Origin of the sequence: Pseudomonas sp. 44 R 15 (genome assembly GCF_900004965.1) — a bacterium.
Lineage (GTDB): Bacteria > Pseudomonadota > Gammaproteobacteria > Pseudomonadales > Pseudomonadaceae > Aquipseudomonas > Aquipseudomonas orientalis_A.
The window spans coordinates 30,711-56,473 of the sequence record NZ_CVTU01000042.1 but is presented as its reverse complement, the minus strand read 5'-3'; the positions used below and the strand labels follow the sequence as shown (position 1 = coordinate 56,473).

Below are 25,763 nucleotides of genomic sequence, written 5' to 3'. Positions count from 1 at the left end.
TTACTTTTTCTTACGGATGTACAGCACCAGATTATGGTCGACCAAATCGAAGCCATGCTCCTCAGCGATCTTATGCTGCAGCGCTTCGATCTCAGGGCTGGTGAACTCGATAACCTCATTGGTATCCAGGTCAACCATGTGGTCGTGATGCCCGCCGTCGGCCAATTCAAACACTGCATGACCGCCGTCGAAATTATGACGAACCACCAGCCCTGCGGCTTCAAACTGGGTCAGGACACGGTAAACCGTGGCCAGGCCGACGTCTTCATTAGACTCCATCAGCGCCTTGTAAACGTCCTCGGCACTCATGTGGCGTTGCTCAGCAGAATCGAGCATTTGTAGAATCTTGACTCGGGGCAGAGTCACTTTGAGACCGGCTTTGCGTAGTTCGCTATTTTCAACCATGGTTAGCTTTCTCGCGGATGCTGCTTCGCAGCTTCTCTTAATACGGGTATGATCGGCGTTTACGTTGTCCCAGCCAAGATAGTGGAAGTCGCCCACCGATGCAAAACACCAAGCTCTTGCTAACCAGTTTCACCTTTGTGGGACTGCTCGCACTCGCCGGTTGTTCATTCCCCGGGGTTTACAAAATCGACATCCAGCAGGGCAATGTCGTCACGCAGGACATGATAGACCAGTTACGCCCGGGAATGACCCGACGGCAAGTAAGGTTTATCATGGGCAATCCCCTGCTGACCGACACTTTCCATGCCGATCGCTGGGATTATCTCTACAGCCTCCAGCCTGGCGGCGGTGAGCGCCAACAGGAGCGCGTCAGTGTCATTTTCAATGGCAATGACCAGCTTGTCAGCCTGTCCGGCGACTTCATGCCTGGCGTAAGCCGCGATGAAGCGCTGTTGGGCAAGGACAGCGGCACCAGCGTGACCGCCCCTGCGCAGGAAGCCGAGAAGCCGAAATCCGAGGTGCCGGCCAAGCCAGGCTCCTTGCTGGACCAGATCCAGAAAGATGTCGATGGCGTGGAAACCGTGCCCGTCCCGACGCCACAACCTCTGGACACCAGCCCGCAGTAACAAAGCAACACTCAACAAAAAGCCCGGCATGCCGGGCTTTTTGTTGTCTGAAGGATTTATGAGTTTTGCTGCCTGGTCTTGGCCGCCCTGGCCGCACGCTGCCGGCGTATTTCCTTGGGATCTGCCAGCAACGGCCGGTAGATCTCAATTCGATCACCTGGCTGCACAACATGCGCATCAGGGTCCGAAACCACCTTGCCGAAGATCCCCAGCGGGCAGTCAGCCAGCATGCATTGCGGAAACTGCTCAGCCATTCCCGACATTTGCACCGCCGCCCTCAGGCTCGTGCCCGCCGGAACCTTCACCTGCAATAAAACCTGGCGATCAACGGCGGCATGCACCACTTCAATCTCAACCATGCAGTTGCTTGGCCCGCTGGCAGAACGCATCCACCAGCGTATTCGCCGCCTGATTGAACAAAGGCCCCAATGTCGCGCGGACGATCGGCCCTGCGTAATCGAACGACAGATCCAGGCTGATCTTGCAGGCCTTGTCCGTCAGCGCCTTGAATACCCAGACCCCATGCAACTGGGTGAACGGGCCTTCCTGCAGATTCATCTCGATGGATTTTCCAGGCACCAGCACATTGCGCGTAACAAAATGCTGGCTAAGCCCACCTTTGGCTACGCCGACGCTGGCAACCATGTACCCGTCATCGCCCTCCAAAACCTCGGCAGTGGAGCACCACGGCAGGAATTCCGGGTAACGCGCCACGTCGTTGACCAGGTCATAGAGCGCCTGTGCGGGATACGGCAGCAGGGCCGAACGTTGAATATGCGTCGTCATGTGAGCGTTATTTCCACAGCTGAGCGGGCAAACATCGCGAAACAACAGCCAGATCCGCGAGAGAAAAAAACCAGAGAACTGCCCGCATTGTCCGGGATTCGTCCAACACGCTCAAGCACGCAGGTTGACCGTAGCCGACACGCTCGCAACTCCCTATAATGCCGCCCCTATGGCTAAACAAAAGAAACACCCAACAGGGACCATCGCGCAAAATAAAAAGGCGCGACACGATTACTTCATCGAACATCGGTTCGAGGCTGGTCTGGTCCTGGCCGGCTGGGAAGTAAAAAGTCTGCGTGCCAGCAAGCTGCAGCTGGTCGACAGCTATGTGCTGCTCAAGGATGGCGAGGCGTGGCTGCTGGGCAGTCATATCACCCCGCTGACCACCGCGAGCACTCATGTAATTGCCGACCCGGTGCGCACGCGCAAGCTGCTGCTCAATGCCCGCGAGCTGGAAAAACTCGCTGCGGCAGTGCAACAGAAAGGCTACGCCTGCATCTGCTTGTCCTGGTACTGGAGCAAGCACCTGGTCAAGTGCGAAATTGCGCTGGGCAAGGGCAAGAAGGAATACGACAAACGCGACACCGAACGCGAGCGCGACTCCAATCGCGAATTGCATCGCGCGGTGCGTAACAAAGGCAAGGAAGACTAACCTTGTGACGATGCAGCTTCGGGCGACTCGCCCGAGGCTACATGCCTTTACGTCGCTCCGCCCGAGCCACGCGCTGAACCTCCTGACGAACCTCCTCCAGCACTTCCTGCACATACAGCAGGTGACGCGTTGAGATCTCCCGCGCCTGCTCGGCCCGCCCTTCAATAATTGCCAGGTACAGATCGCGATGCTGGCTGATCAGCATGTCGCGGGTCTCGGTGCGCTGTTGATACATGCCGCCAATGTTTGTCACCACGTTACGCTTGAGCAGATCAAACAGCCCGCGGATGGTATGCAGCAGCACGGCGTTATGACTGGCCTCGGCAATGGCCAGGTGAAACCGCGCATCTGCCGCGCCCTCCTCCACTCGACTCACCTCATCGACGCGCGCGTAGCAATCCTGCAACGCCTCGAACGCCGCCGTCAGCCGCTCACGGTCCACTTCCGTTGCCCGCAATGCCGCGTAATAAGCACAGGAAGCCTCAAGCGTCTGGCGAAATTCCAGCAAGTCCCGCTGCGCTTCAGGATTGTTTTCCAGCAGATGCAACAAAGGGTCACTGAAGGTTGACCCCAGGGATTCCACCACATAGTTGCCACCGCCCTGACGACTGACCAACAACCCTTTGGCCGCCAGCTTCTGAATCGCTTCTCGCAGCGACGGGCGCGACACACCAAATTGTTCAGCCAATGCGCGCTCGGCCGGCAAGCGCTCGCCCGACTTCAGCGTGCCCTCAAGGATCATGCCCTCGAGCTGCTCGACAATATCGTCAGACAAACGGCGCTGACGCACCTGATCAAACCCCATAACCCGCTCTCCACCATCCCGACCACGCGCCGGGCTCTCTATTCTGGCCTATCGCCGCGCTCCCGGCACCTATCAGAACGCCTCGGATTATCCCGATCAGAACGCCGCACACCCACTCGTACGACCAAAGTTTCCTGGGCGGCAAATTGACACACCCCTGCCAAGCCTCTTAATCTAGCCCACAGCGACTGCAAATTGGTATTACCAATTACCCAGAGCGTACAAACAACAACAATCAGGGGCCACCCCATATGCAAACCTGGCAACAGCTCTACAGCCCTCTTGGCAGTCTCGGTGTATCCGCACTGGCCGCCGTTATCCCCATCGTATTTTTCTTCCTGGCCCTGGCTGTATTCCGCCTCAAGGGGCACGTGGCCGGCAGCATCACGCTGGCGCTGTCGATCCTGGTGGCGATTTTCGCCTTCCAGATGCCAGTGGACATGGCCCTGGCCGCCGCCGGCTACGGCTTCGCCTATGGTTTGTGGCCGATTGCGTGGATCATCGTGGCGGCGGTATTTCTCTACAAATTGACGGTCAAGAGCGGCCAGTTCGAAGTGATCCGCAGCTCAGTCCTGTCGATTACCGACGACCAGCGCTTGCAGGTACTGCTGATCGGCTTCTGCTTCGGCGCCTTCCTCGAAGGGGCGGCCGGTTTCGGTGCGCCCGTGGCAATTACCGCCGCGTTACTGGTCGGCCTGGGTTTCAACCCGCTCTACGCCGCCGGCCTGTGCCTGATTGCCAACACCGCCCCGGTCGCCTTCGGTGCGCTGGGTATCCCGATCATTGTGGCGGGCCAGGTCACCGGCATCGACGCCTTCAAGATCGGCGCCATGACCGGTCGCCAACTGCCCCTGCTGTCACTGTTCGTGCCGTTCTGGCTGGTGTTCATGATGGACGGCCTGCGCGGCGTTCGCGAAACCTGGCCCGCAGCCCTGGTGGCGGGCCTGAGCTTTGCCGTCACTCAGTACTTCACCTCCAACTTCATCGGCCCGGAACTGCCCGACATCACCTCGGCACTGGCCAGCCTGATCGCCCTGACCTTATTCCTCAAAGTCTGGCAACCCAAACGCAGCGCCGGCGCGCAGATTGCCGGCGCCACCTCGAGCACGGCGGTTGCCGCCAGCGCCGGCGGCTTCGGTTTGCCGCGCAACACCCTGGTTTCACCGTACAGCCTGGGGCAGATTTTCAAGGCATGGTCGCCCTTCCTGATACTCACCGTGCTGGTGACCATCTGGACCCTCAAACCCTTCAAGGCGATGTTCGCCGCCGGCGGCTCGATGTACAGCTGGGTGTTCAACTTTGCGATCCCGCACCTGGATCAACTGGTAATCAAAGTCACGCCGATCGTCACCAACCCCACCGCCATACCGGCGGTATTCAAGCTGGACCCGATTTCAGCAACAGGCACCGCGATTTTCTTCTCCGCGCTGATCTCGATGGCGGTATTAAAAATAGACGTCAAAACTGGTCTTACCACTTTAAAAGAGACCTTCTACGAGCTGCGCTGGCCGATCCTGTCCATCGGCATGGTGCTGGCCTTCGCCTTTGTCACCAACTACTCGGGCATGTCCTCGACCATGGCCCTGGTGCTGGCCGGCACCGGCGCGGCCTTCCCGTTTTTCTCACCCTTCCTCGGCTGGCTCGGCGTTTTCCTGACAGGCTCGGACACCTCGTCCAATGCACTGTTCAGCTCGTTGCAGGCCACCACCGCCCACCAGATCGGCGTCAACGACACCTTGCTGGTGGCGGCGAATACCAGTGGCGGCGTGACCGGCAAAATGATTTCGCCACAATCGATCGCCGTGGCCTGTGCCGCGACCGGCCTGGTCGGCAAGGAATCCGACCTGTTCCGCTTTACCCTTAAACACAGCCTGTTCTTCGCCACGATCGTCGGGCTGATCACCCTGGCACAGGCATATTGGTTCACCGGTATGCTGGTGCACTGAGACCTGCACGCAATAGGGTAAGAATCGACGCCGGACAACGGTTCCGGCGTCAGCTATTTCTGGAGGACCGATGAGCCTGCCTGCCGCATTCCTGAGCGACGTCGCACAACTGATCCCGAAGGATCGTCGTTTTGACGATCCACTTTCCACCCTCGCCTTCGGCACCGACGCCAGCTTTTACCGATTGATCCCACAGCTGGTGATACGCGTGGAGTCGGAAGACGAAGTCGTCACGCTGCTGCAACTGGCCCAGCGCGAGCGAGTCGCCGTGACCTTTCGCGCGGCGGGCACCAGCTTGTCCGGCCAGGCCATCAGCGACTCGGTGCTGATCGTGCTGGGTGATCAGTGGAATGGCCGCGAAATTCGCGCGCAAGGCCTGCAGATCCGCCTGCAACCCGGCGTCATTGGCGCTCAGGCCAACGCCTGGCTCGCGCCATTCGGGCGCAAGATCGGGCCGGACCCGGCGTCGATCAACGCCTGCAAGATCGGCGGCATCGTTGCCAACAACGCCAGTGGCATGTGCTGCGGGACGGCGCAAAATACCTACCACACCCTGGCAGGCATTCGTCTGGTCCTGGCCGATGGCAGCCGCCTCGACACCGAAGACCCCGCCAGCGTCCAGGCCTTCCGCCACACCCATGGCGAGCTGCTAGAACGCCTGGCCACACTGGGCCGCGAGACGCGGGCAAACGCCGAACTGGCGGCAAAGATCCGCCACAAATACCGTCTGAAAAATACCACCGGCTTGTCACTGAATGCCCTGGTGGATTTCGATGACCCGCTGGATATCCTCAGCCATTTGCTGGTGGGCTCCGAGGGCACGCTGGGATTTATCAGCGCCGTGACCTACGACACGGTGATCGATCACCCGCACAAAGCCTCGGCACTCATCGTATTCCCGAACGTCGAGACCTGCTGCAACGCGGTCACCGTGCTGAAAACCCAGCCGGTGTCGGCCGTTGAGCTGCTGGACCGGCGCAGCCTGCGCTCGGTACAGAACAAACCGGGCATGCCGGCGTTCGTACAGCAACTATCGGAAAATGCCTGCGCGCTGCTGATCGAATCCCGCGCCGCGTCTCCTTCATTACTGCATGAACAACTGGCGCTGATCATGGCCTCACTCGCCTCTTTTGCGGTGGAGAAGCAGGTCGACTTCACCGAAGACCCGCTGGAAAACGCCCGGCTCTGGGCGATTCGCAAGGACACCTTCCCTGCCGTAGGCGCCGTACGCAAAACCGGCACCACCGTGATCATCGAGGACGTCACCTTCCCGGTCGAGCAGCTGGCGGTTGGCGTCAACCGTTTGATCGAACTGTTCGACAAACACCACTACGACGAAGCCATCCTTTTCGGACACGCCCTGGAAGGCAATCTGCACTTCGTCTTCACTCAAGGCTTCAACAGCGCGGAAGAAGTCGCACGCTATCAAGCGTTCATGGACGACGTTGCACAGCTGGTGGCGGTTGAGTTCGGTGGCTCGTTGAAAGCCGAACACGGCACCGGTCGCAATATGGCGCCGTTCGTCGAACTGGAATGGGGCAGCGATGCCTATCAACTGATGTGGCAGCTCAAGCGCCTGCTCGACCCCAACGGCATCCTCAACCCGGACGTGGTGCTTAGCGACGACCCGCAGATTCACCTCAAACACCTCAAGCCCCTGCCCGCCGCCGACGCGCTTGTGGATAAGTGCATCGAATGCGGGTTCTGCGAGCCGGTATGCCCGTCGAAAGGACTGACCTTGAGCCCGCGCCAACGCATTGTGATCTGGCGCGACATCCAGGCCAAACAACGCGCTGGCGTCGACACCACCGAATTGGAAGCGGCCTTCCACTACCAAGGCATCGACACCTGCGCCGCGACCGGGCTCTGCGCCCAACGCTGCCCTGTAGGCATCAATACCGGCGACCTGGTGAAAAAGCTGCGCAGCCGCGATGCCGACCGTACGAAAACCGCCGACTGGCTCGCCACCCATTTCGCCACCGCGCTGCAAGGCGCGCGCTTTACCCTGCACGTCGCCAACGGCGCGCGCATGCTGCTGGGTGCCCCACGCCTGGCGAAGTTATCGGCCACCGTCACCCGGCTGTCCAAGGGGCAAGTCCCGCAGTGGACCAACGCCATGCCACAACCGGAAAAAGCCATTCGCTTCAGCCCGGCCGTCACCGACGAGCGACCTCGGGTGGTGTACCTGGCGGCGTGCGTCTCACGCGCCATGGGCCCGGCGGCGGGGGATAAAGAGCAAATGTCGCTGTACGACAAAACCCGTGGCCTGCTGGAAAAAGCCGGTTACCAAGTGGTCTTTCCCGACCACCAGGACAACCTGTGCTGCGGCCAGCCCTTCGCCTCCAAGGGCTATGCCGAACAGGCCGAACACAAGCGCCAGGAACTGATCGGCGCCCTGCTCCACGCCAGCCGTGGCGGCCTCGACCCGATCTACTGCGACACCAGCCCGTGCACCCTGCGCCTGACGCAAGACCTGGGCGAGACACGCCTGGACCTCTACGACCCCGTACGTTTCATCCGCACCCACCTCATGGACCGCCTCGACTTCACGCCGCAGGAAGCGCCCATTGCCGTCCACGTCACCTGCAGCACCCAGCACCTGGGCGAAAGCCAGGCGCTGATCGACCTCGCCCGACGCTGCGCCAAGACCGTCGTCATCCCCGAAGGCATTCACTGCTGCGGCTTCGCCGGCGACAAAGGCTTCACCACCCCGGAACTCAACGCCCACTCACTGCGCAGCCTCAAGGACGCGGTGCAACACTGCAGCGAAGGCATCTCCACCAGCCGCACCTGCGAGATCGGCCTGAGCCTGCACGGCGGCATCGATTATCACGGGCTGGTCTACCTGGTGGACCGCGTCACCCAGGCCCGCGCCCATTAAGCCCGCAAAATAAAACAGAACCCCTGCGCGCCGGTGTAGTCATCTGCATAGGCCTCGAGAAACGAGGCTCATCAGTGATGTCGCTGGCAGCCCCTCAACGCCAGCAGCGTCGAGCCCTTTTGCGCAAGGAGATACCCTATGAAGCGTTCCGCTCTTGCTGGCTTGTTCATTACCGCTGCGATGCTGGCATCCCCCGCTTTCGCGGCCGGTGATAAAGACCTGTGCCAGATCAACCTGGACAAAATCAACAACGGTAAAGCCCTGCTGTCCACCGACACCAGTGGCAAAAGCGGCGAAATCGACACCGCCGTCGCCCAAGCCAAGGCCGCCCATGCGGCAGGTGATGACAAGAAGTGCATCGAAATCACCTCCAAGGCCCTGCAAGACCTGCAGAACAGCGAGAAAGGCGGTCAGTAAGCGATAGGGCCGACCTTCGGGTTGGCCTTTCGTGAAGGTTTGGCGTACACTGCACAAGCTTGTCACTCACTAGAAACAACGAGTTACAAGCACGGGGCCGTTTAGGATTCGACGCCGGTCGCGAAACTTTAGGTGCATGCCGAGTTGGTAACAGAACTCGTAAATCCACTGTTGCAACTTCTTATAGTTGCCAATGACGAAAACTACGGCCAGGAATTCGCTCTCGCTGCGTAAGCAGCCTTAGCCCTGAGCTTCTGGTACCTTCGGGTCCAGCAATCACCAGGGGATGTCTGTAAACCCAAAGTGATTGTCATATAGAACAGAATCGCCGTGCAGTACGTTGTGGACGAAGCGGCTAAAACTTACACAACTCGCCCAAAGCACCCTGCCCTTCGGGTCGCTGAGGGTTAACTTAATAGAAACGGCTACGCATGTAGTACCGACAGCGGAGTACTGGCGGACGGGGGTTCAAATCCCCCCGGCTCCACCATTTGATCAACTAAAGACGTCCACGGACGTCTTTTTTTGTGCCTGAAATCCAGTAAATACGGGGATTTCAGCGCTTACGGGAGCTTTGGAGGTTTTCTGAGTTCCAGCTGCTTTGGCATCCCAGGTGGTATCCCGGACTACCAAATGCTATTTTCAGGATACCAAAACGGTGCTGGAGGTAGCCCCATGCCTACTAACGCAACCCGCCTCTCCGATCGCCAGCTCAAGGCGGTCAAGGCAACTGGTAAAGACTTCGTCCTCAGCGACGGCGATGGCTTGCAGCTTCGAGTACGCGCCAGCGGCTCGATGATGTGGAATTTCAATTACCGCGAGCCGTTGACCAGAAGCCGTATCAACATGGCGCTTGGTCCATACCCCGACCTCTCGCTAGCCAACGCCCGGAAGAAAGCCGCAGAGGCACGTGAGCTGCTCGCTTTGGGCACTGATCCCAAAACCCAGCGTGATGAGGTAAGGCAAGCCAAACTTGCTGAGACTGAACACACTTTCGAGAAGGTGGCCACGGCCTGGTTCGAGCTGAAGAAAGACTCCGTAACCAAAGCCTACGCCGAAGACATTTGGAGATCGCTGACGCTTCATGTTTTCCCAAGTATGAAAACAACGCCGCTCTCTCAAATCACTGCTCCGATGGTTATCAAGATCCTTCGTCCGATCGAGGCCAAAGGGAGTCTCGAAACCGTGAAACGATTGAGCCAACGACTCAACGAAATCATGACCTACGGGGTCAACTCCGGGCTGATATTCGCGAACCCCCTCAATGGAATTCGGGCGGTGTTCAAGAAACCCAAGAAAGAGAACATGGCTGCGTTACCACCTGAGGAGCTTCCCGAGCTCATGATGGAAATCGCGAACGCCAGCATCAAGCGCATGACCCGCTGCCTGATCGAATGGCAACTGCACACGATGACCCGCCCTGCCGAAGCAGCTACCACACGATGGGCAGATATCGACTTCGACAAGCGCATTTGGACCATTCCGCCGGAGCGCATGAAAAAGCGTCGGCCGCACACAATCCCTCTTACCGATCAGGCACTTTCGTTACTGGAGACGCTCAAGCAACTCAGCGGTAACAGAGAGTACGTGTTCCCCTCAGATAGAAATCCCCGCACCCATGCCAATAGCCAGACCGCCAACATGGCGTTGAAGCGCATGGGCTTTCAGGACCGTCTAGTCAGCCACGGCTTGCGCTCGATGGCGAGCACCATCCTGAATGAGCATGGCTGGGATCCGGAGCTGATCGAAGTCGCGCTGTCGCATGTTGACAAGGACGAAGTTCGAAGTGCCTACAATCGGGCGGACTACATCGAACGCAGGAGGCCGATGATGGCTTGGTGGAGTGAGCACATCCAGAAAGCGGCCACAGGCAGCCTATCGGCATCTGCGATCAATCCGACCAAGAACCGCAACGTTGTGCCGATACGCTGAGCACTCACCGAATGGCGCAGTTAGTCGAACCTGCAATACTAAGAAGGTCACGAAGTGAAGAAAATTAAATACATCGAAGTCGCAGCAGATTTAACCCTGTAAGCAGAGTGGAAAGCCTAGTATTACTTATTCGTACCATTCCGGTCAGCCTCCATCTTTTCGATACTCGACTTATCGAGATGATCGAACATGGTGGCTAGATTTTTTTTGATCAAATAGAGAGACAGCATCAAAAAACAAACAGCTACCACTACGGTAAAAAGGCATAGCATAACAGCTGGAACCGCCTCAAATAAACCGACGGTCAATTGCGATATTGACGCTATAAAACTTGATGAGATCGTATAAAAAATAATATTACTCAATCTACGCAACGGATAGTAAAGCGACGAGTAATACTCTGCACCATTTAACTTAAGTCCATCCAACCAATTTTCTTCATAGCTATCTGAATCATAAACCTCCTTCTTCATGTTAACAATAATAAACGTTTTAGCCGACATCAAAAATCCGCCCAACGCTAAAAACCCGGTGAATAAGCTTCCACGAAGATTTTTAGAGTAAAACTCAAATATCTTTGCAGTAGTGCCTGGCTCAAGCCATATAAACCCTAATACGCTGGTAGGGCCAGAGGCGACAGATACAATGGCGACATACAGGGCCGCAGAAATTACTATTGCAACCGGGACAACCCATCGCTCTTTCAGGTTATTCGACGACTTTTTTTGAGAAAACATGGGCGTACTCCGTTTCGCATTTATCCTTAAGTGCTTTAACCAGACTGCATTCCCTAAGCTTTTTTGGATCAAATGTCATCAATCCGAGAATGAAATCGTCGTAGGCCATTTCCCCATAATTCACAGGGACGTCCATGATCTTCACGGATACCGGCTCGTCTTGGTCGTCGAGCACCTCAATCCTCGCAGTTTTTTCCTTAACTGTCGACATCATGTTCTGAATGCCTTTGATGATAAGGCTTGAATCCACCGAGCTATCAAAGCGAACATCATGCCTTGCTTTAGCTACTAACCCATGCAATGGGGAGTCATCACTAAGATACGCCTCAACAGAAGCAATTTCATACTTAAAAGAGCGTATTTCTTTATATTTAGCCAAAACCTTTTCAATATCGCGCGACTGCACTAACATCTCAAAAGCCAAACCATGAAAAAATCTACTATTTACCGCTTTAATTTGCTTCTGCGGAGCATCTTCGGCCAGCACATCTAATTCAACCTTCCTTTTTTGCTCGAGCTTCCGCCTGTACAGCGATGTAATCATCGACGCAAAATTAGGCAAGGTGCAGGCACCGTAATGATATTGATAAAGCCCAAACCCGTTGAGCTTATTGACGACAAGAAAGTTAAACTCAGCAATTTTTTCCAAATCAGCGAGTTCGGAGATCTTGACTTTCATTTCTCCCTTATCACTCACTAGCGATGCAAACCGCTTTTGATTCTTAATGGTAATCACAACACCATAGAAAAACTTATCATCACTATCCAATATTATTCTACGAATATTACCCGATTTAATAGAAAATTCAACATTAACTCCAACAAGAGACGACAAGAAAGAATTGAGTTCGATATCGCTTTTCTGCGCCGAAAATGAAAACCCGTAGTTTTTGGAAATGTACATCCGAACTCACATCCTTATGAAACTGGTGCCGCCGGTCGTTCGCGCCTACCCAGCAGAGTAGACATGAAACGCCCTAACCCGCACCAGCCAATTGTTGGTGGCAAAGCGGCATCATACGTCAGTCGGAACGACTACTGAAGATATCGACCGAACATGCGCTCCTGGCACGCGGAGAGCACCTCCATCAATGCGAGAAATTCCTCGCAGGTGGCTGCAGGCAAAGCGCATGCACATCGCGAGCAGCACCTTCGATAGGTACTGCAAGATGGTGGAGGTGCGCGTGGTTCACGCCCTTGTCGATTACATGCTGGTTAACCTCAAGCGCAAGATCGTCCGGGACCAGTCGGATAGCCGCAATTGACGTCCCAGATGCTGTGACAGTTCTGTTGGCGACAGCGGCGACACCCGCGGCGACCCTCGTAATCCGTGGCATGCAGGACGGCGACAGAGGACACTGTCGCCGTTGCAAGCCTCGCTCTTGGGACTTTTACGGCTAAGCCCATGCAGGCGGGAAGGCTCCGCATTCCCACCCGCATGGGCTGACATTAAAAACCGACGAACGACCACCCGGCCATGTCATGCCACCGACGTCCAAGATCTTCCAGGACTATCAATTGGCGCAATGGTTACCCAAAAAACACTGTTGATCACGAGTAGCGCGCGCGTTATACCAGAGCCTTACAAGCGCTGTCCTCGACAGCACCCAGGTAGCCAGAACCTTTGAGGCTACGCCACATCGTGGTGGTTCTCCCAAAGTGCGATTAGCGTCCGGCGGCTCGCACGGTCACAGCGATGTGATGGATGCCTACTTCTACCAGAGTGCCCACTGCGGCAACTCATACCTCTACATTCCTCCCCTGCAGCAACTTATCCGTTTGGCCATTTCATTGCGCCAACCTGCGCCCGTCTCTTTCTTCCGGAAAGAGACGGGCGCTCCTACCGCTGCTGCAGCCCGACTCGTACAAGGCTTTGCGGCATTTCCCCTCGTGACAATCGGCGTGACAAACACCGAAGTCACCAGCAGCAGCGATGCAGATGATGGTGCCGCAGCCCAAGGAATGGACTGCACCTGACTGACAATCAGGCATGCCCCGGTCATCGCATCACTGCCTTCACCCGACTCAGGATCTCGCGGCATTGGTCTCGTCAGCCAGCGCAGCCTCCACCCGCCCACGTCTTCGGAAGTGTTCAGGAGGCCAGATCATGAGATGCCCAAGCTCCCGGTCGTAAGGAGCCGCCAGTCCCGCGTTAGTGGACAACCCTCACAGGTCGCAGGGGCCTTGATCCCTGATAACACTCAACATTCGTGGCGGGATGACGTGGGGAAAGTTTCAAAGATTTGGCTTCGGGAGGAGTTTGATCATGGCACTGGTGGGCAGGCGAGATTGACGCAATTTTGGCTACGGTCGGCAACTGAGCTATGCCGGGGCGCATGCATTGCGGGACCTGTTTGGCGGCGGGCATTACGGCACGGTCAAGGCGCACAGTGATCGGTGGCAGGCGTTTGTGCGCTGGTGTCGCTCGGAGGATGGGCCGGGGGTTAGCGAGGCGCGGCAGATTGATCGGAAGACCTTGTTGGACTATGCGGAACATCTGCGCCAGCAAGTTAAAAAAGGTGAAATCACCATCGCCACTGCGCAAAACCGACTGTCCAGCTTGAACCGGACCATGTCTGCGCTTCGCGGTGATCAGTAGGTGAAGGTCGCGAGTCCGAGCAAGGCGTTGGGAATGCGGCGCACGTCCGTTCGTACGACAGTTCCCCACGGCCAAGATCGCGAACAAGTGATGCGCACCATTCAGACGCTCCGCGAACATCAGCTGTCTCGCGCAGCTGCCATCGCGCAGTTGGCGCGAACTATTGGCATGCGCTTACGCGAGGCCATCTTGACCGACCTTTCGCGCCTACAATATGAAGCCGAGCAATTCGGCAGAATTAATATCCAGGAGGGTACCAAGGGTGGCCGCTTAGGCGCGCCTGCACCTCGCTGGATCATGGTGAACGATCACATCCGCGACGCACTGGCATTCGCCCATCATTTCTCGCCTGACGGTAGCCGCAATCTATTAGCCCCGCACGAAAGCTACCTGGACTTCATACAGGGCACTGTACGTCACGCTCGAGACATCCTCCATACGCACGAACTCAAAGGCTTCCACGACTTACGCGCGGCCTATGCGTGCGAACGCTATGAACAAATCACCCAGTACCCCGCGCCCATCAACGGTGGCGGCTGCTACTAACTCGACCGACGCCTCGATCGGGAGGCCCGAGTGCAAATCAGCTATGATCTGGGACACGGCCGTATAGACGTTGTATCGGCTTACATTGGAGGGCGAACATGAGCAAGCCATTCGATATGGAGCTGTTCCTGGGGGGCGTCCTGACTGGGTCGCATGCCACACGCCAACGCCACCTTCGTCAGGCGAAGGCTATCCAAACAGCAATAGCTGATCGCTGGCAACGCGACAGTCCACGGACCTGGCAGCGAAAACATCTCGCTTGGTTTCTGAATCAGCACATGAGCCAGTGCGCGAAGTCGACGCGCTATTACTATGTGTTGACCGTGCATTTACTCACTACTCGCTTAGGCAAGTCATGGCAGTTCGAAGAGCTACGCAAAGATCAACGTTCATAGCGGACCTCAGGTAAAGTGCATTCCCATTGATTACACAAAATGGGCGACCGGCAAGGAGCGACTCAAAGAAGCCTGTCATACCGTCTGGAAAGCTAGCCGCGATTCAGTTGCTTGAACAAAACTGGGCCGTCAGGAAGGTCTTGAGGCATGAAATTCATACCTTCCACTATACCGAACCAGGCGACGAATCGAGGCGTCAAAATTTGATGCGGACGGTTGCGCCACAAATCAATACCGTCCGGTACACTGTTGAGCGCCTGAATTGCCAGCTCGATGGCTTCATCCAAACAATCCGACCATGTTCTGAAGCGTTGAGATTCCAGATGCTTTAGCCAAACGTAAAAGCCATTGCGTTCCCAATAGAAAATCTTCACTCGATTTCGAGGCTTGCTGAGGAACACAAACGCACTGTGGCAAGCACCACGACCTAGATACCCAGCTTGACCAGAGCCGCAAGGCCGTCGATGCATTTTTGGAAGTCTAAATATTTTGGGTATATCTCTAGAGTTTTTTGACTTCAGCGTGGGGACGCATCATGAAGTGCTGGCTCCGGAAATAATTCGGGAGCACAGCATTAGGGATTACGTGTTGGGGGTCTATGGAGCGGTTACGCTATATTTTTCATCTATACCGTATACACATGGCTGTACGCATTATATATGCAGATACATGTTTTTCTGATAGGTCATGCGCGCCTTTCCAAGATCCCCCCTCAATTAATAAATCAAAATGTCGTACTAGTGCACCGGCCATAAGACCCTGTATTCGAAGTCCCATTTCGAGGTTTTCGAGAAAGCCTGCGTGGGTTAGGTTAGCCGATGTAACAAGGGCATCATTACGGTCCGCAATTATTACCTTTGCATGGAGTTTTCGATCATATTGCTGCCCACTCTTGCTTGTTGTTTTTGTCATGTGTTCGCTCCAGCTATAGACCTCACGCGGAGCTTCTGCAAGGTTAACCGGCCAGAAGCTGTTAAGCGCCGAAAAATTGTCTCGGCCTCCTGGTTTGTCACCTGGATCAAAAACAAAACGAATATGGACGCCAGCACGAGCTTTTTTAACTAGAAGTTTAATTAGAGCTTCAATCTGCTCTGTACTTACCACCAACCAATAACCAACAATCAACAACTCATTTCCCGCATTGTCGATAATCTCTCTCACAACCGCCTCTGTCCTACGAAGTTCTGACTTTGCAACTTCAGGTCCTGTCCAAACCGTGTCAACTGTATGAGCTCGAGTTCGAGCGAGACTGTAACAGTCTAGAGAGGATTTTATTATAGCGGTCACGTCTGAGGTATTTAGGTGTGACGCACTCGAACGCCAAGTTTTGATGAACTCTGTGAGATTGTGACTTCCAGGTGCACCTTTTAACACCTTGCTAATGCCAACTGGACCGCTCGCTGCCGTCAGTCGTCCGGATTCGAGAGCTGCGACAATTGAGTCTGCCAATGATTGGTTAGCTGCTACTTGCCCAACAAGGTTAGAGCAAGCTGCTGAGAAGGCACTCATATCCGTCAACGTCATATCCATCCAAGATGCTTTGGCGTGAAGAAGGATACGTCCTGGTTGGCGACTGTAGGAACTAAAAGTGATCGGTCTAACCACGAATTATAGGCCTCGCAGCTTGTTTCAGGAACAAGGACACATGCGTGACACGCTGCTCCATTTGTGCTGCGATGCTTATTTGGCTCATGACTCGCACAGAGAGGATCAGAAGAGCAGCGAGTCACATCGCGAAGTGCATCTTGTAAAAGGCTACCGAGACGTTCTTTCGTTCCAAGGTCGATTAAACCACCAAGGCTTCCTTCAGAATCAGGACTTGCCGTGTACAAAAGCACGCCGCTCATTTCTCGTCCTGCCTCAACAGATGAATAAATACGTTCACGAATAGAGGCTCCGGAATATCCACAATCGAGTGCTAAGGCCCGCATGACTGTATGAGCAAAGGAATGAAGGACAATAAAACGAGATTTTTCGCGAATTTCTTGCTCGGTAGCTGGTCCTGACTCATCACCTGCATTGTTTTGTTGCGCTGCAATCATTTTTTTTACGCGATTTTTCACCTCAGTATCTTTTGACCAATCATTAAGGGCCTCACCGTTAAATTCGAAAAATAACCCTTCGCCTCTAACTTCGACAGCGGGTAACCATTCTAAATTTTGGTCCCTTGAAATTGGTGCAATATCAACGTCCTCGCCTGCGCCAGCAAAGGGACCGCCCTTTGATTCGATACGAGTGAAGCCCGTTAGCGCTCGCACCTCAAGAAGTTTTCTAACTTGAATTACAGCCTTGATAACATCGCGGAGTTTTTCCGGTACTTCAGCTTTTTGGGAGAAAAAATCCGAACGTTCTCCCTGGCTGTATCCGTCGGGATCCCGCAAAGCCTCCCATTCCGGCAAGAGCAAGTCAGTGTCATCTGTTTTAATTTCGCCGCGACTCTTTAAAATATATTCCAGAATCGCTGGGCGCTCGTTTGCGTAGCTTTCGAGTTCAGGTAACTTTTTGACAAGTAATTTCCAGTAGGTATTCAAATTATCAGCGTTGTATATCTCAGAAATAATATCTAGATCTGCTTTCGTCATGATTTTACCGACCGGAGTAGCCGCATCTTTAATGGATAATGCGCTTTTCACGACGGGGAACCACGAATTTGTTGCTCCGCGCTGAAGTGTTTCACACTGATCGGCATGACTACATTGGCTATCTAAATTGGTCGGACCGAGCCAAGGCCGCTTCCTACTGCACACGCCTACAACTTTGTGTTTCTTTTCACCGAAGGCGTCTCCAACACTTCGCTTGTCGCCACACTTACACTTAACTTCTAAATCTCGAACAGTACCCGTTTTACCCAAAGACATTAACTGCATTGGCTGCTTACACGCTGTCGGTCCGCGGTGCGCAAAAGTACGCCACGGAAAATCATCCATGTGTCCACTAGGGCACGCCACAATAAACGGCGCAGGATTAACAGGATTTTTTCCACCACAAAGCTGACATAAAAAAACAGGCCTCTTTTCATGCCGTTTAAAGTTTTGCTCTGACGGTTCGGAGAGAGTGCCGCACTGCGCATTTGAACAAACCTGATAGCGGGGAAACAAATAGGACGGGATTGTTCCAGTCCGACTATGGAAGTCGCTTTCTGCCGGAGGCGCAGAATAAAAACATTTCACACGCAAGTTACGCTCAAGTCGAGGCTCTTGAATGCGTTGCTCATCACTTTTGCGCCATTCGTCAACGCCTGCCACAACTACAGACAAGGTTTGGAGATCTACAATTGCACCTGGGCCGAATGTTGTAATGATTTGACTCGGCCGAACATCACCAACGGGTTTATTACTCATGATAGTGACTCTTCATCATCGGCCAAAAAGAAAGTTGCTGTGGGTTCCACATCTCGGAGTGAATTTGGTGCCGCCCACTTCCCTCCTCTTGTATCTCCTAAATTTCGAAAGAGGCGGTGATGCGCTACCTCCTTGTCGTTACCCGCAGTCGCCTTTTTCTTTGAGTAAGAAACCGATGCGTTTTTAAGTTGACTCCAAGTATCGCTCTGTTCATTCAAGACTCTCTTGACATGATCACCTTGCGCAGAGAACGATGTAAGCTCGGTTGCTCGCTTAGCAATTCCCTCAATCATTGTTTTGGCCCAAAAGGACGTTGGCTCAAACTGACTTGCAGCAAACTCCTCCGAAGCTTGAGTTTGTCCGAGTCGCTGGGTCGCAACAAATACCCCGTGTAATCCACGATCCAGAGCTCGAGAGGAGAAAGGTGTAACGCTAATAGGCTCTACGTAACGGTAAAGTGCAGCGTGGTAACTTTTAAATCGTTCGTAATGTGAAGTATCCCGTGGCGAAACCCAGTTGTACATGGTGACAACGAGACCTGGATGTTGACGCCCCACACGGCTAGTGGCCTGAATGTACTCAGCAGTCGTTTTAGGTTGCCCGGTACATACCATTAAACCCAACCTATCGATATCAACACCAACGGATATCATATTGGTAGCTAGAAGCACATCAACAGGATAGACCTTTTTCTCCCCTTTTGTTGGTCGAGGAAAAGTTACATCCATTCGCTTAAGCAAAGGAGGTATTTCCCATGATGCCAATCGGCTCGTGAGTTCTTTTGGTTCAGAGATATAGCGTTGATTTCGACGTGCTCTTTTCAACGCGAACTTATCTCGCTGGGCGAGATAAAACAGACGCCGAAGAGTAACGTCATCTTCCACCAGGCGTTTCGCACCACCTAAGGCGCGCATGCTGTTGAAGTATCCGACCAAAGTACCGTATGGATCACCAGAGGTTGCTATTACTGGATCGACCAAATAGTCAAGACCTTGATGTAGCAAGGCAGCATAGACCCTTACAAGAAGCGTTTTTGAACTCGAACCGTTGGCATTAACGCCAACATAAAGACGGCCAGCTGCTGAGTCAATTGCCATCCCATTTTCATCATGAGTGACAATCTCGCGTGCAAAAAAGGAATCTTTGGAACTAAGACCGCTGGGCGGAAATACTTGAAGATCACGATCATAAAGTTGCCGCACCTGCTGAGCAGCTCGTCGAATAGTCGCCGTAGATGCGAGTACTTTTGAGCGCACGGTAACGCCCGATTCCTTTTGTAGGCGACTTAAAAAATCCACGGCGGTTTCATATAACCCCACCATAGTGCCAAGCGGCCCCGAAATTAAATGTAATTCATCCTGAATAATAAGTTCAGGTGGCAACAATCGCTTAGCCTTCTTGGCGTCAGGGCAAAGTTTACCACCAGGCTTTGAGCCATCAGCAGGAGTAATATGGCCTAGCGTTGGGCTGTAACGATCACGGATACCGAAGAACGCTTGCGTGCGCCCTTCAAATGGCATACGAGCAAATTTATCGACAGTAGCGATGACAATGGACGGGCAAGTTCTGTAAATTTCCTCATCGACGACTACGACAGGAACACCTTCGCCACTAGAATTCTTTTGAGACATTTCACAGCGGAAGTTGGGACAAAAAACACGAGTCCGTTGTGCCGCTACATCTATCGTATACGCCTGACCGTGAGGAACACCGCGATCGCTGGCTAAGGATTCACCACAGCGCGGGCAATTCAATAATTGAACCGGGCTACCGCCACTTGCATATCCCTTCGACTTGAGATCTTCTATGGCTTTTTTTGCGTCAGCAAAACGGTTGGGGGCGGTCTTATCGCCTACCCAAAGACCAATTCGATAGGGTTCTTTACCTAATGTTTTTTCGCGCTGCCTGATTACCTCGCAGGCACAAATCAAAGCCGCCGCACGTTGAAACTGCTGTACCGTTAGTAGCCGCAATGTGTAACGCATAATGACCGACACGCCGGCACCCGCCTCCATCCCATCGCGATCTCCCACAAGTCTTCGATAAAAAATCGTGAAGGCAGCAAGCCCTAAGTAAGCTTCTGTTTTACCACCCCCCGTTGGGAACCAGAGCAAATCGACTAAGGCTCTATCCTCACTTTCATCATCTGCAACCCCGACCAGATTTAGTAAGAAGAAACCTAACTGAAAAGGTCGCCATTTAGGGCTTTTATCTATCCAAATACTGGCGATATCTGTTCGTTGTTCACTGGTTTGATTGTGTTTCGCCCAAATTGAGTGAACACGCTGATCTGCCATGGCTTCATTCGCTAAGCCAAATGCATTACGCGCCTTGGGATTACTCTTTAACAACTCCAGGCCTTTTCGCATACGGGCAGCAGCTTTCTTACAATTATCCAATTGGGACGCAGCCGCTTCACAATGCAGGTTGTGATTTTTAATGGTAGGCTCTTCGGCCTCTATTAGGCGAGCTTCAATCCAAACTTCGTAGTGTTGAACGAGTGGTTCAATTGCATCAATGAGTGCTTGAGGATCATTTATTTTGGCTAGCGCCATCATATCCAGCGTGGCTCCGCCAGCAATATCGTCAGCGGCAATTACCTTTGGAATTTCAAATGTCGGAATAAACTCAGTTTGAATGCTAGATACAGCCTTGCCATCGGCTGTAAGGCCTTTCCATTCAGCCGCTACTCCATGCCCAGTGGCAAACTCACGAGAGTGACGGTAGAGCAAATTATTGACCTGTGCTTCTGGGTCTTCCGAGCCATCATGCTCTAGCTGAATATCATCTTTTGCTAGAAACGCAGCACTGCCATCGCTAGCCTTAACTTCCATCTTTGCTTGCATCAGGAATTGTTTGTCCTTCTCGGCATCACGAGGGCCACCTTTCAGGCGCTGATTGACGAGAAAAAGGCTTACCGCACGCTGGCCGTGAATTTTATAAACGACACCTTGAATGGATACTTCAGACTCCTCAAGTCCTTCAATAGTAACTCCTACTGGAGCATATTTTGGGTGCAATTTAATTACGTTGACAGCCCCTGTCTTTGAAACATTGAGCCCTCTAACCACACCGGTTCTTTGCTCACGACGCCAAATAAACTTTGAACGTTGTGAAGCGTTCCACTCACTACTACCTTCTTCGCTTCCATCTTCAGAACGCTCAGGTGCTTCTTCAGCGCGGAGGTATTGGCCCCATTCAACATGAATATCCACTTTGTCACAGGTATCATTAATTACGAAGGATAAGCCCATCGAAGAAGGCATAAAACCTAGCACCTGAGGTGGCTCGAAACTGGCTTCATCTGTCTCGCCATCATCACCGCTGGGGAGAGAGTCATTATCTAGAGCGTCAATTTCTGAGTCTTGCGGCGCTAGGCGACCCACAATGTAGCGTGCGGTTGGAAACTCTTCGCTAGGGTCAGTATCATCTTCTGGGTGCCAAGGGCCCATGAGTTCACGACGCAGTGCATCTACCATCTGATCACGCACTAACCGCTTAGCTGGAGGATTAAATGTAATGGTTGTGCTACTCATGGTTTCCCTTCCGCAATAGGTCACTAATTATTATGTCGACGCTTTGATAAAATAAGTTCAAAGCTCATCATCACTTACATCAAAAAGACCACGATTTGGATTGGTGTTAGTTTGTATTTTTTTTGACGAATGCTTTTTTACGGTGCTGTTTTTTAGCGTTTTATTATTCAGCTCTTGTAGCTTTTCTTCTGCGGCTCGGTTTTCGTTCAAAACATAAAGTCTATCAATGATTTCGTCATTGAATTCTTCTACCATCAACTCCTCCATCGCACTCATTGGACAATAGGGCGGCACGTGAATATCTCCCCAGCCATAAGCTTCAAGTACCCTACGATCCATTTCTTCGTGCAGAACACGAAGCTTTATAATATGTTCATCATCGCACTCAACGTTTGTTAGTGTATTATATACTTTAGTTAGTCCCTCACCAACTTCATTCATAAATATGGCACGCGCCTCGTATAAATTCCTGCCCGCTAACTCAACTCCAGATATAACAACATTCGGATTCACTAGCGGAAATGGAAACGTATCAAAGCAATCACTAGTTGAGTAACGAAGATCGCTCTTCATTGTCGAAGAGAGTAACCACGCCCAAGCCCCATGGATTCGAGACTGCAAAACCCCAAACGATGTAAATGAATCAATTGGAAAAACGCAAAGACCATGTGTAAAAACACGATCCACAGGTTGAAACGTGAAAACCAGAAACTTTGAGTGGATAGAGTTTACAAGACACCGGCTCATCTCTCGAGTTCTTCGATAAGATTCAACCCGAGGAAAAGCATGCCTCCACCAGTATCGTTTAATACTTTTTATTGTTGAGGAGTTTTCTTTCAGACCATCTCGATCTGGCTTAACCCTCTCTCGAACGATACGCATTAAATCAGGCCACAGCTCTGCATGATCCAGATCAACATCACCAAAATCAATAACATAACGATCAAACATATGTGTCGGAGATGTATTTACCTCATCTCCGCCTAGATAAGGAAATATTTTCTCATCATTAGAACTGTTAAGAGTCACTAAATCATTTCGTTCTGCCGGCGTCAACTCAAAACCAGAACCGTATACTTTTGACCCTTGAAATGCTCTTCCGATATTTATTCTTAGAGGCAAGGGATCCGGGCGCTCAGGCTTAGGCCGCAGTCTGGAATTGATAGTTTCAACAATACGTGACTTAAACCTCACTGTCGCGGTAGATGTAACAATTCCTTTTAGTAACCCCAAGGTGGAAACAGTCACGGCTGCCTGACCGGGCCACGGCATACTGGGATTCGTATCGTGAATTACAAACCCATTTTGTAGTAGATGCTTCAAGCCGATCGACCGCGTATCCCCTTGTGCAATAGTGTTTGTCGCAACAATGCCTAGAGCACCATGCTTACCTAGAAGCAGACAAGCTCGCCTCAAAAAGAATGCGCACAAATCACACTTACCTCTATTTCCTGTGTCACCTGGAGTTGTTGCTACAAGCCATTTGAAATATGCTGGTCCATTAGCCTCAGATAGGGCTGAGGTGCCAGCAAAAGGAGGGTTACCTACAAAGCCATCCATGTAGGCTGCCCCTGTAACCTCACCACTGTTTAATGGATCAGGTCTCTCCTCGTAAAATATTTCAGGAAACTCTAACCACCAGTGGAATGGACGATGTAGTTCCTGGATTTCCTTACTCCAGGTTTCCATTAAATTATTCGCCTCAGCGTCTCCAGCAAGCCAAGCCCTCACGACGTTTTCTCTCAGTTGCCGCTCAGACAATCTTGCTTTGTCCTTTGTATTGGAAAAAAAAGCCCCAATACATACATCTGCAATTTTTCTGATTTTTTCTGTGCCGTCATTCGCATTAAAAAGCAATTGTGATTTTAACTTTTGAGCTTCTGGGGAAAAATCTGTTGCGAATTGAAAAATCTCTTTACGAATAGAGACTACTTCATCTAGTACACGATTAATCTCTTCTTCCAAAAAACTCAGCTGTTTTCCCGGCTTCCAATGAAAAGCTTTGATCTGTTCAAAACTTAGACCAACTAGCGAGTCCCCACAACGCAAGCAGTGATCTAGGAATGTAAACGGCAGTTCGCGGGCTAATGTAAAAAGCCATAATGACAGTTTAGCAAGCTGAACCGCCATTAAATTTTTATCAACCCCGTAAAGACAGCGCTGAGCAACTAAGCGACGGGCGTAAGCAACAACGTCACCACCAGGACAGTTAACGGAAATAACCTCCACTTCACCTGTGCGCCCCCAAGCTGCCACGACTTCATCCGCCAACTGACGACAACACTCTACAAGAAATGCGCCTGAACCCATTGCAGGATCACAGAGTTTGAGTTCAAGGAGTTGGTCAGCTGTAGGAAACGCCCCCAAGCAACGGATTAATGGTTCCAGCATCTTACGAACTATGGGTTCTGTTAATGAGCGCGGTGTATAGTGAGAGCCAGAGTTTCGTCGTTCTGCACCGGGCTGGAGAACGTATTGACCAGCCCTTACCTGTTGTTCAAATGAAAGTACTTTCTTTCCCGCGGCCAGCGGCAAGAGCACATCAATAGCAATATTTTTATATTCGGCGCTGTTTTTTTCAAATTTGTCGAGTGCTATTTTTATTTTTTCAGCAACGGACTTATCGAATCCACACTCATCTTGTAGCCATTTCACTCGTTGAGCAGCTTTGTGCGCCAACACGGCAGAGGGCTCCAACCAGTATTTCGGAGCACCCTTTTTGTTTCTTATTTTGATGGGTACTGCAGGTGATACACACTGGAAAACTTGATAACCCATCAAGGCTTCGTAAACGCTACCGATCTGCTCTACATCCAAAGTTCGATAGTTAAGACGCTGACCTTGAAATATCAATAGACTGCGAAGTAAAACAAAGATCGTACCATCATCGACGGTCGGCACCCGGACATCTGAACGATCATGCGGGGTAACGATGGGCGCATTTTCCCCCGTCCATCCTTCAAGAAAGCTGTAAATATGCGGATCAAATAGATCACCTTGGCGAGAAGGTATATGAAAATCGCCGTGATCAACGCCCAGATAAATAGCGCGACACAGGGAAATAATGTGTCCCCACGCGCCGAACCGGTTACTCATAGAGTCGGGGAAATTGCCGTTGTCACGTTGCAGTTTTTCATACAGACCAAGTAAGCTCATGCGTTTCGCATAGAGCGGGTGTTCAACAGGTAATAAACTGCGATCTTCTGCATATAGGATAAATACCAATCGCAGCATGACGGTGAGCAACCCGCGATAAAGGTGATCTTCATCACGTTCCAATGCCACTTGTAGAAGCCCGCTTTTGTCACGCTCTGCCGCCGCTTGAAACCCTTTAAGAAGTGCTTCCAAACCACTGAAGACTTGTTCGGCCAAATCCTCCGTAACAGTACCCTGATACTCACGGCTGCGCCTGAGCAAGGACGGTAGAGAGTTCTCATCACTTACACCAAACCATTGGTTGGCACAGAGCAACATGATCATGGCATCGAGGATGGGGCGCCCACCGACGGTTGCCATATCATCAACACGAAAGGTGATATGCCCCGAGGATTCTCCATGAGGTGCATAAACCAACCTAATCACTTCTCGATTGGTCAATATCCCCACCGGCACTTGGCAGCGCCTCAGCAAGCGATCAAATTTTGCGGCAGCGGGATAGGACCAATCACCTGTCACTGTTTCGGGCTTATCGAGCCCTAAACCCAGCGCATCATTGTTAGTTTCACCCTCAAGATCGGTAACATCCCAAATCAATGCCACATACTTTTCAGCGGCATTTGATGCTGGGCTCCCCGCCCCTTCACGAGCCTTAAGCCCTCCTTGATGTAAAAGTCCAAATGTTGGGCGAATTGTCTGCGGCCCTTCCGGTGCATAGAGAGAAACTTCATCGGGTATTTGGGCAGCACTTTCAAATAGCTCTGGATCGAAGTCCAATAGCTGTTGTAAAAATGGCATCAAGTCCGCGATACGGCGAGGCGCACCTTCAGGGCCTAGAGGGCAAAGCTCACGTAACTTTTCTTGAACTTCAGGCGGTTGGTTTTGCGCGCAGCCCGCTGCCAGCAATACCGGCTTTGCAACTACAAGACCGTCTGACTCAGTCTGCACATGACCAAGCCATTTATCATGAAAAAATTCTTCGTTTTTAGTGGCCATACCTGAT

Annotated in this window: 20 protein-coding genes, 1 other RNA gene and 1 pseudogene; 11 read left to right on the top strand and 11 right to left on the bottom strand. The window is 52.6% G+C overall.

The genetic code is table 11. The features are described 5' to 3' along the window. Nucleotides 1-405, bottom strand: a complete 405-nt coding sequence (fur, locus tag BFP93_RS04670) for a ferric iron uptake transcriptional regulator (protein WP_003194220.1) — start codon at nt 403-405, stop codon at nt 1-3. A gap of 98 nt (nt 406-503) precedes the next feature. On the opposite strand from fur, the gene BFP93_RS04665 reads away from it, so the two are divergent. Continuing rightward, the gene (locus BFP93_RS04665) at nt 504-1,031 is read left to right on the top strand and encodes an outer membrane protein assembly factor BamE (protein ID WP_057725005.1); all 528 of its coding nucleotides are present in this window, start codon (nt 504-506) and stop codon (nt 1,029-1,031) included. A gap of 56 nt (nt 1,032-1,087) precedes the next feature. Here BFP93_RS04665 and BFP93_RS04660 read toward each other — a convergent pair whose 3' ends face one another. Continuing rightward, nucleotides 1,088-1,390 carry an RnfH family protein gene (locus BFP93_RS04660; RefSeq protein ID WP_065892257.1) on the bottom strand — a complete coding sequence of 101 codons (303 nt, stop codon included), beginning with the start codon at nt 1,388-1,390 and terminating at the stop codon, nt 1,088-1,090. Then, a complete protein-coding gene (locus BFP93_RS04655; RefSeq protein WP_065883925.1) occupies nt 1,383-1,817 on the bottom strand; it encodes a type II toxin-antitoxin system RatA family toxin in 435 nt (144 codons plus the stop codon). The genes BFP93_RS04660 and BFP93_RS04655 overlap by 8 nt, the downstream gene beginning before the upstream one ends. Nucleotides 1,818-1,986: 169 nt before the next feature. Between BFP93_RS04655 and smpB the strand changes: the two genes are divergently transcribed. After that, entirely contained in the window at nt 1,987-2,469 is a 483-nt protein-coding gene (gene smpB, locus BFP93_RS04650) for an SsrA-binding protein SmpB (protein ID WP_003235073.1), read from the top strand. A 37-nt stretch (nt 2,470-2,506) separates the two neighbouring features. Here the strand turns inward: smpB and BFP93_RS04645 are convergent, their stop codons facing one another. Then, nucleotides 2,507-3,274: a GntR family transcriptional regulator gene (locus BFP93_RS04645; protein WP_057725002.1), complete on the bottom strand. Its 768-nt coding sequence runs from the start codon at nt 3,272-3,274 to the stop codon at nt 2,507-2,509. A 251-nt stretch (nt 3,275-3,525) separates the two neighbouring features. Between BFP93_RS04645 and BFP93_RS04640 the strand changes: the two genes are divergently transcribed. The 5 genes from BFP93_RS04640 (at nt 3,526) to BFP93_RS04620 (ending at nt 10,450) form a co-directional block, all read left to right on the top strand. Then, nucleotides 3,526-5,220, top strand: a complete 1,695-nt coding sequence (locus BFP93_RS04640) for a lactate permease LctP family transporter (protein WP_065892255.1) — start codon at nt 3,526-3,528, stop codon at nt 5,218-5,220. A 70-nt stretch (nt 5,221-5,290) separates the two neighbouring features. Further along, nucleotides 5,291-8,101, top strand: a complete 2,811-nt coding sequence (locus tag BFP93_RS04635; RefSeq protein ID WP_065892253.1) for an FAD-binding and (Fe-S)-binding domain-containing protein — start codon at nt 5,291-5,293, stop codon at nt 8,099-8,101. 138 nt (nt 8,102-8,239) lie between these two features. Beyond that, nucleotides 8,240-8,518: a hypothetical protein gene (locus BFP93_RS04630; protein ID WP_065883919.1), complete on the top strand. Its 279-nt coding sequence runs from the start codon at nt 8,240-8,242 to the stop codon at nt 8,516-8,518. A gap of 93 nt (nt 8,519-8,611) precedes the next feature. Continuing rightward, nucleotides 8,612-9,008: a transfer-messenger RNA gene (gene ssrA / locus BFP93_RS04625) on the top strand. Nucleotides 9,009-9,193: 185 nt separating this feature from the next. After that, nucleotides 9,194-10,450, top strand: a complete 1,257-nt coding sequence (locus BFP93_RS04620) for an integrase domain-containing protein (RefSeq protein ID WP_065892252.1) — start codon at nt 9,194-9,196, stop codon at nt 10,448-10,450. 122 nt (nt 10,451-10,572) lie between these two features. On the opposite strand, the gene BFP93_RS28195 is transcribed toward BFP93_RS04620, so the two are convergent. Further along, on the bottom strand, nt 10,573-11,187 hold the full coding sequence (locus tag BFP93_RS28195; RefSeq protein WP_141687942.1) for a hypothetical protein: 615 nt from the start codon (nt 11,185-11,187) through the stop codon (nt 10,573-10,575). Then, nucleotides 11,159-12,091 (bottom strand): hypothetical protein, encoded by a 933-nt coding sequence (locus tag BFP93_RS04610; protein WP_065892247.1) that lies wholly within the window; start codon nt 12,089-12,091, stop codon nt 11,159-11,161. The genes BFP93_RS28195 and BFP93_RS04610 overlap by 29 nt, the downstream gene beginning before the upstream one ends. A 226-nt stretch (nt 12,092-12,317) precedes the next feature. Here BFP93_RS04610 and BFP93_RS29125 point away from each other — a divergent pair, with 226 nt between their 5' ends. The 4 genes and pseudogenes from BFP93_RS29125 to BFP93_RS04600 all read left to right on the top strand — a co-directional run bounded on the left by BFP93_RS29125 (nt 12,318) and on the right by BFP93_RS04600 (nt 14,727). After that, the gene (locus BFP93_RS29125; protein ID WP_256095176.1) at nt 12,318-12,452 is read left to right on the top strand and encodes a hypothetical protein; all 135 of its coding nucleotides are present in this window, start codon (nt 12,318-12,320) and stop codon (nt 12,450-12,452) included. Between the two features lie 436 nt (nt 12,453-12,888). Beyond that, the gene (locus tag BFP93_RS27060) at nt 12,889-13,164 is read left to right on the top strand and encodes a hypothetical protein (RefSeq protein ID WP_083205607.1); all 276 of its coding nucleotides are present in this window, start codon (nt 12,889-12,891) and stop codon (nt 13,162-13,164) included. Between the two features lie 340 nt (nt 13,165-13,504). Beyond that, a pseudogene (locus BFP93_RS04605) lies at nt 13,505-14,434 on the top strand (integrase domain-containing protein). After that, nucleotides 14,431-14,727, top strand: coding sequence for a hypothetical protein (locus BFP93_RS04600; protein WP_065892243.1), 297 nt, complete (start codon nt 14,431-14,433; stop codon nt 14,725-14,727). The pseudogene BFP93_RS04605 and the gene BFP93_RS04600 overlap by 4 nt, the downstream one beginning before the upstream one ends. A 92-nt stretch (nt 14,728-14,819) precedes the next feature. On the opposite strand, the gene tnpB is transcribed toward BFP93_RS04600, so the two are convergent. From tnpB to BFP93_RS28190, 5 genes are all read right to left on the bottom strand, one after another. Then, the gene (gene tnpB, locus BFP93_RS29120) at nt 14,820-15,101 is read right to left on the bottom strand and encodes a transposase (protein ID WP_256095174.1); all 282 of its coding nucleotides are present in this window, start codon (nt 15,099-15,101) and stop codon (nt 14,820-14,822) included. 247 nt (nt 15,102-15,348) lie between these two features. Beyond that, the gene (gene drmC, locus BFP93_RS28985; RefSeq protein WP_256095180.1) at nt 15,349-16,236 is read right to left on the bottom strand and encodes a DISARM system phospholipase D-like protein DrmC; all 888 of its coding nucleotides are present in this window, start codon (nt 16,234-16,236) and stop codon (nt 15,349-15,351) included. 11 nt (nt 16,237-16,247) lie between these two features. Further along, nucleotides 16,248-18,068: a DUF1998 domain-containing protein gene (drmB, locus tag BFP93_RS04590; protein ID WP_065892233.1), complete on the bottom strand. Its 1,821-nt coding sequence runs from the start codon at nt 18,066-18,068 to the stop codon at nt 16,248-16,250. Beyond that, nucleotides 18,065-21,604, bottom strand: coding sequence for a DISARM system helicase DrmA (drmA, locus tag BFP93_RS04585; RefSeq protein WP_065892232.1), 3,540 nt, complete (start codon nt 21,602-21,604; stop codon nt 18,065-18,067). Before drmA ends, drmB begins: the two co-directional genes overlap by 4 nt. 57 nt (nt 21,605-21,661) lie before the next feature. After that, nucleotides 21,662-25,756 carry a type IIL restriction-modification enzyme MmeI gene (locus BFP93_RS28190; RefSeq protein ID WP_141687941.1) on the bottom strand — a complete coding sequence of 1,365 codons (4,095 nt, stop codon included), beginning with the start codon at nt 25,754-25,756 and terminating at the stop codon, nt 21,662-21,664. Nucleotides 25,757-25,763: the final 7 nt, after the last annotated feature.

Coding starts and splice junctions, on each gene's coding strand:
- fur (WP_003194220.1), bottom strand. CDS start 405: ATGGTTGAAAATAGCGAACTACGCAAAGCCGGTCTCAAAGTGACTCTG.
- BFP93_RS04665 (WP_057725005.1), top strand. CDS start 504: ATGCAAAACACCAAGCTCTTGCTAACCAGTTTCACCTTTGTGGGACTG.
- BFP93_RS04660 (WP_065892257.1), bottom strand. CDS start 1,390: ATGGTTGAGATTGAAGTGGTGCATGCCGCCGTTGATCGCCAGGTTTTA.
- BFP93_RS04655 (WP_065883925.1), bottom strand. CDS start 1,817: ATGACGACGCATATTCAACGTTCGGCCCTGCTGCCGTATCCCGCACAG.
- smpB (WP_003235073.1), top strand. CDS start 1,987: ATGGCTAAACAAAAGAAACACCCAACAGGGACCATCGCGCAAAATAAA.
- BFP93_RS04645 (WP_057725002.1), bottom strand. CDS start 3,274: ATGGGGTTTGATCAGGTGCGTCAGCGCCGTTTGTCTGACGATATTGTC.
- BFP93_RS04640 (WP_065892255.1), top strand. CDS start 3,526: ATGCAAACCTGGCAACAGCTCTACAGCCCTCTTGGCAGTCTCGGTGTA.
- BFP93_RS04635 (WP_065892253.1), top strand. CDS start 5,291: ATGAGCCTGCCTGCCGCATTCCTGAGCGACGTCGCACAACTGATCCCG.
- BFP93_RS04630 (WP_065883919.1), top strand. CDS start 8,240: ATGAAGCGTTCCGCTCTTGCTGGCTTGTTCATTACCGCTGCGATGCTG.
- BFP93_RS04620 (WP_065892252.1), top strand. CDS start 9,194: ATGCCTACTAACGCAACCCGCCTCTCCGATCGCCAGCTCAAGGCGGTC.
- BFP93_RS28195 (WP_141687942.1), bottom strand. CDS start 11,187: ATGTTTTCTCAAAAAAAGTCGTCGAATAACCTGAAAGAGCGATGGGTT.
- BFP93_RS04610 (WP_065892247.1), bottom strand. CDS start 12,091: ATGTACATTTCCAAAAACTACGGGTTTTCATTTTCGGCGCAGAAAAGC.
- BFP93_RS29125 (WP_256095176.1), top strand. CDS start 12,318: ATGCACATCGCGAGCAGCACCTTCGATAGGTACTGCAAGATGGTGGAG.
- BFP93_RS27060 (WP_083205607.1), top strand. CDS start 12,889: ATGGATGCCTACTTCTACCAGAGTGCCCACTGCGGCAACTCATACCTC.
- BFP93_RS04600 (WP_065892243.1), top strand. CDS start 14,431: ATGAGCAAGCCATTCGATATGGAGCTGTTCCTGGGGGGCGTCCTGACT.
- drmC (WP_256095180.1), bottom strand. CDS start 16,236: ATGAGTGCCTTCTCAGCAGCTTGCTCTAACCTTGTTGGGCAAGTAGCA.
- drmB (WP_065892233.1), bottom strand. CDS start 18,068: ATGAGTAATAAACCCGTTGGTGATGTTCGGCCGAGTCAAATCATTACA.
- drmA (WP_065892232.1), bottom strand. CDS start 21,604: ATGAGTAGCACAACCATTACATTTAATCCTCCAGCTAAGCGGTTAGTG.
- BFP93_RS28190 (WP_141687941.1), bottom strand. CDS start 25,756: ATGGCCACTAAAAACGAAGAATTTTTTCATGATAAATGGCTTGGTCAT.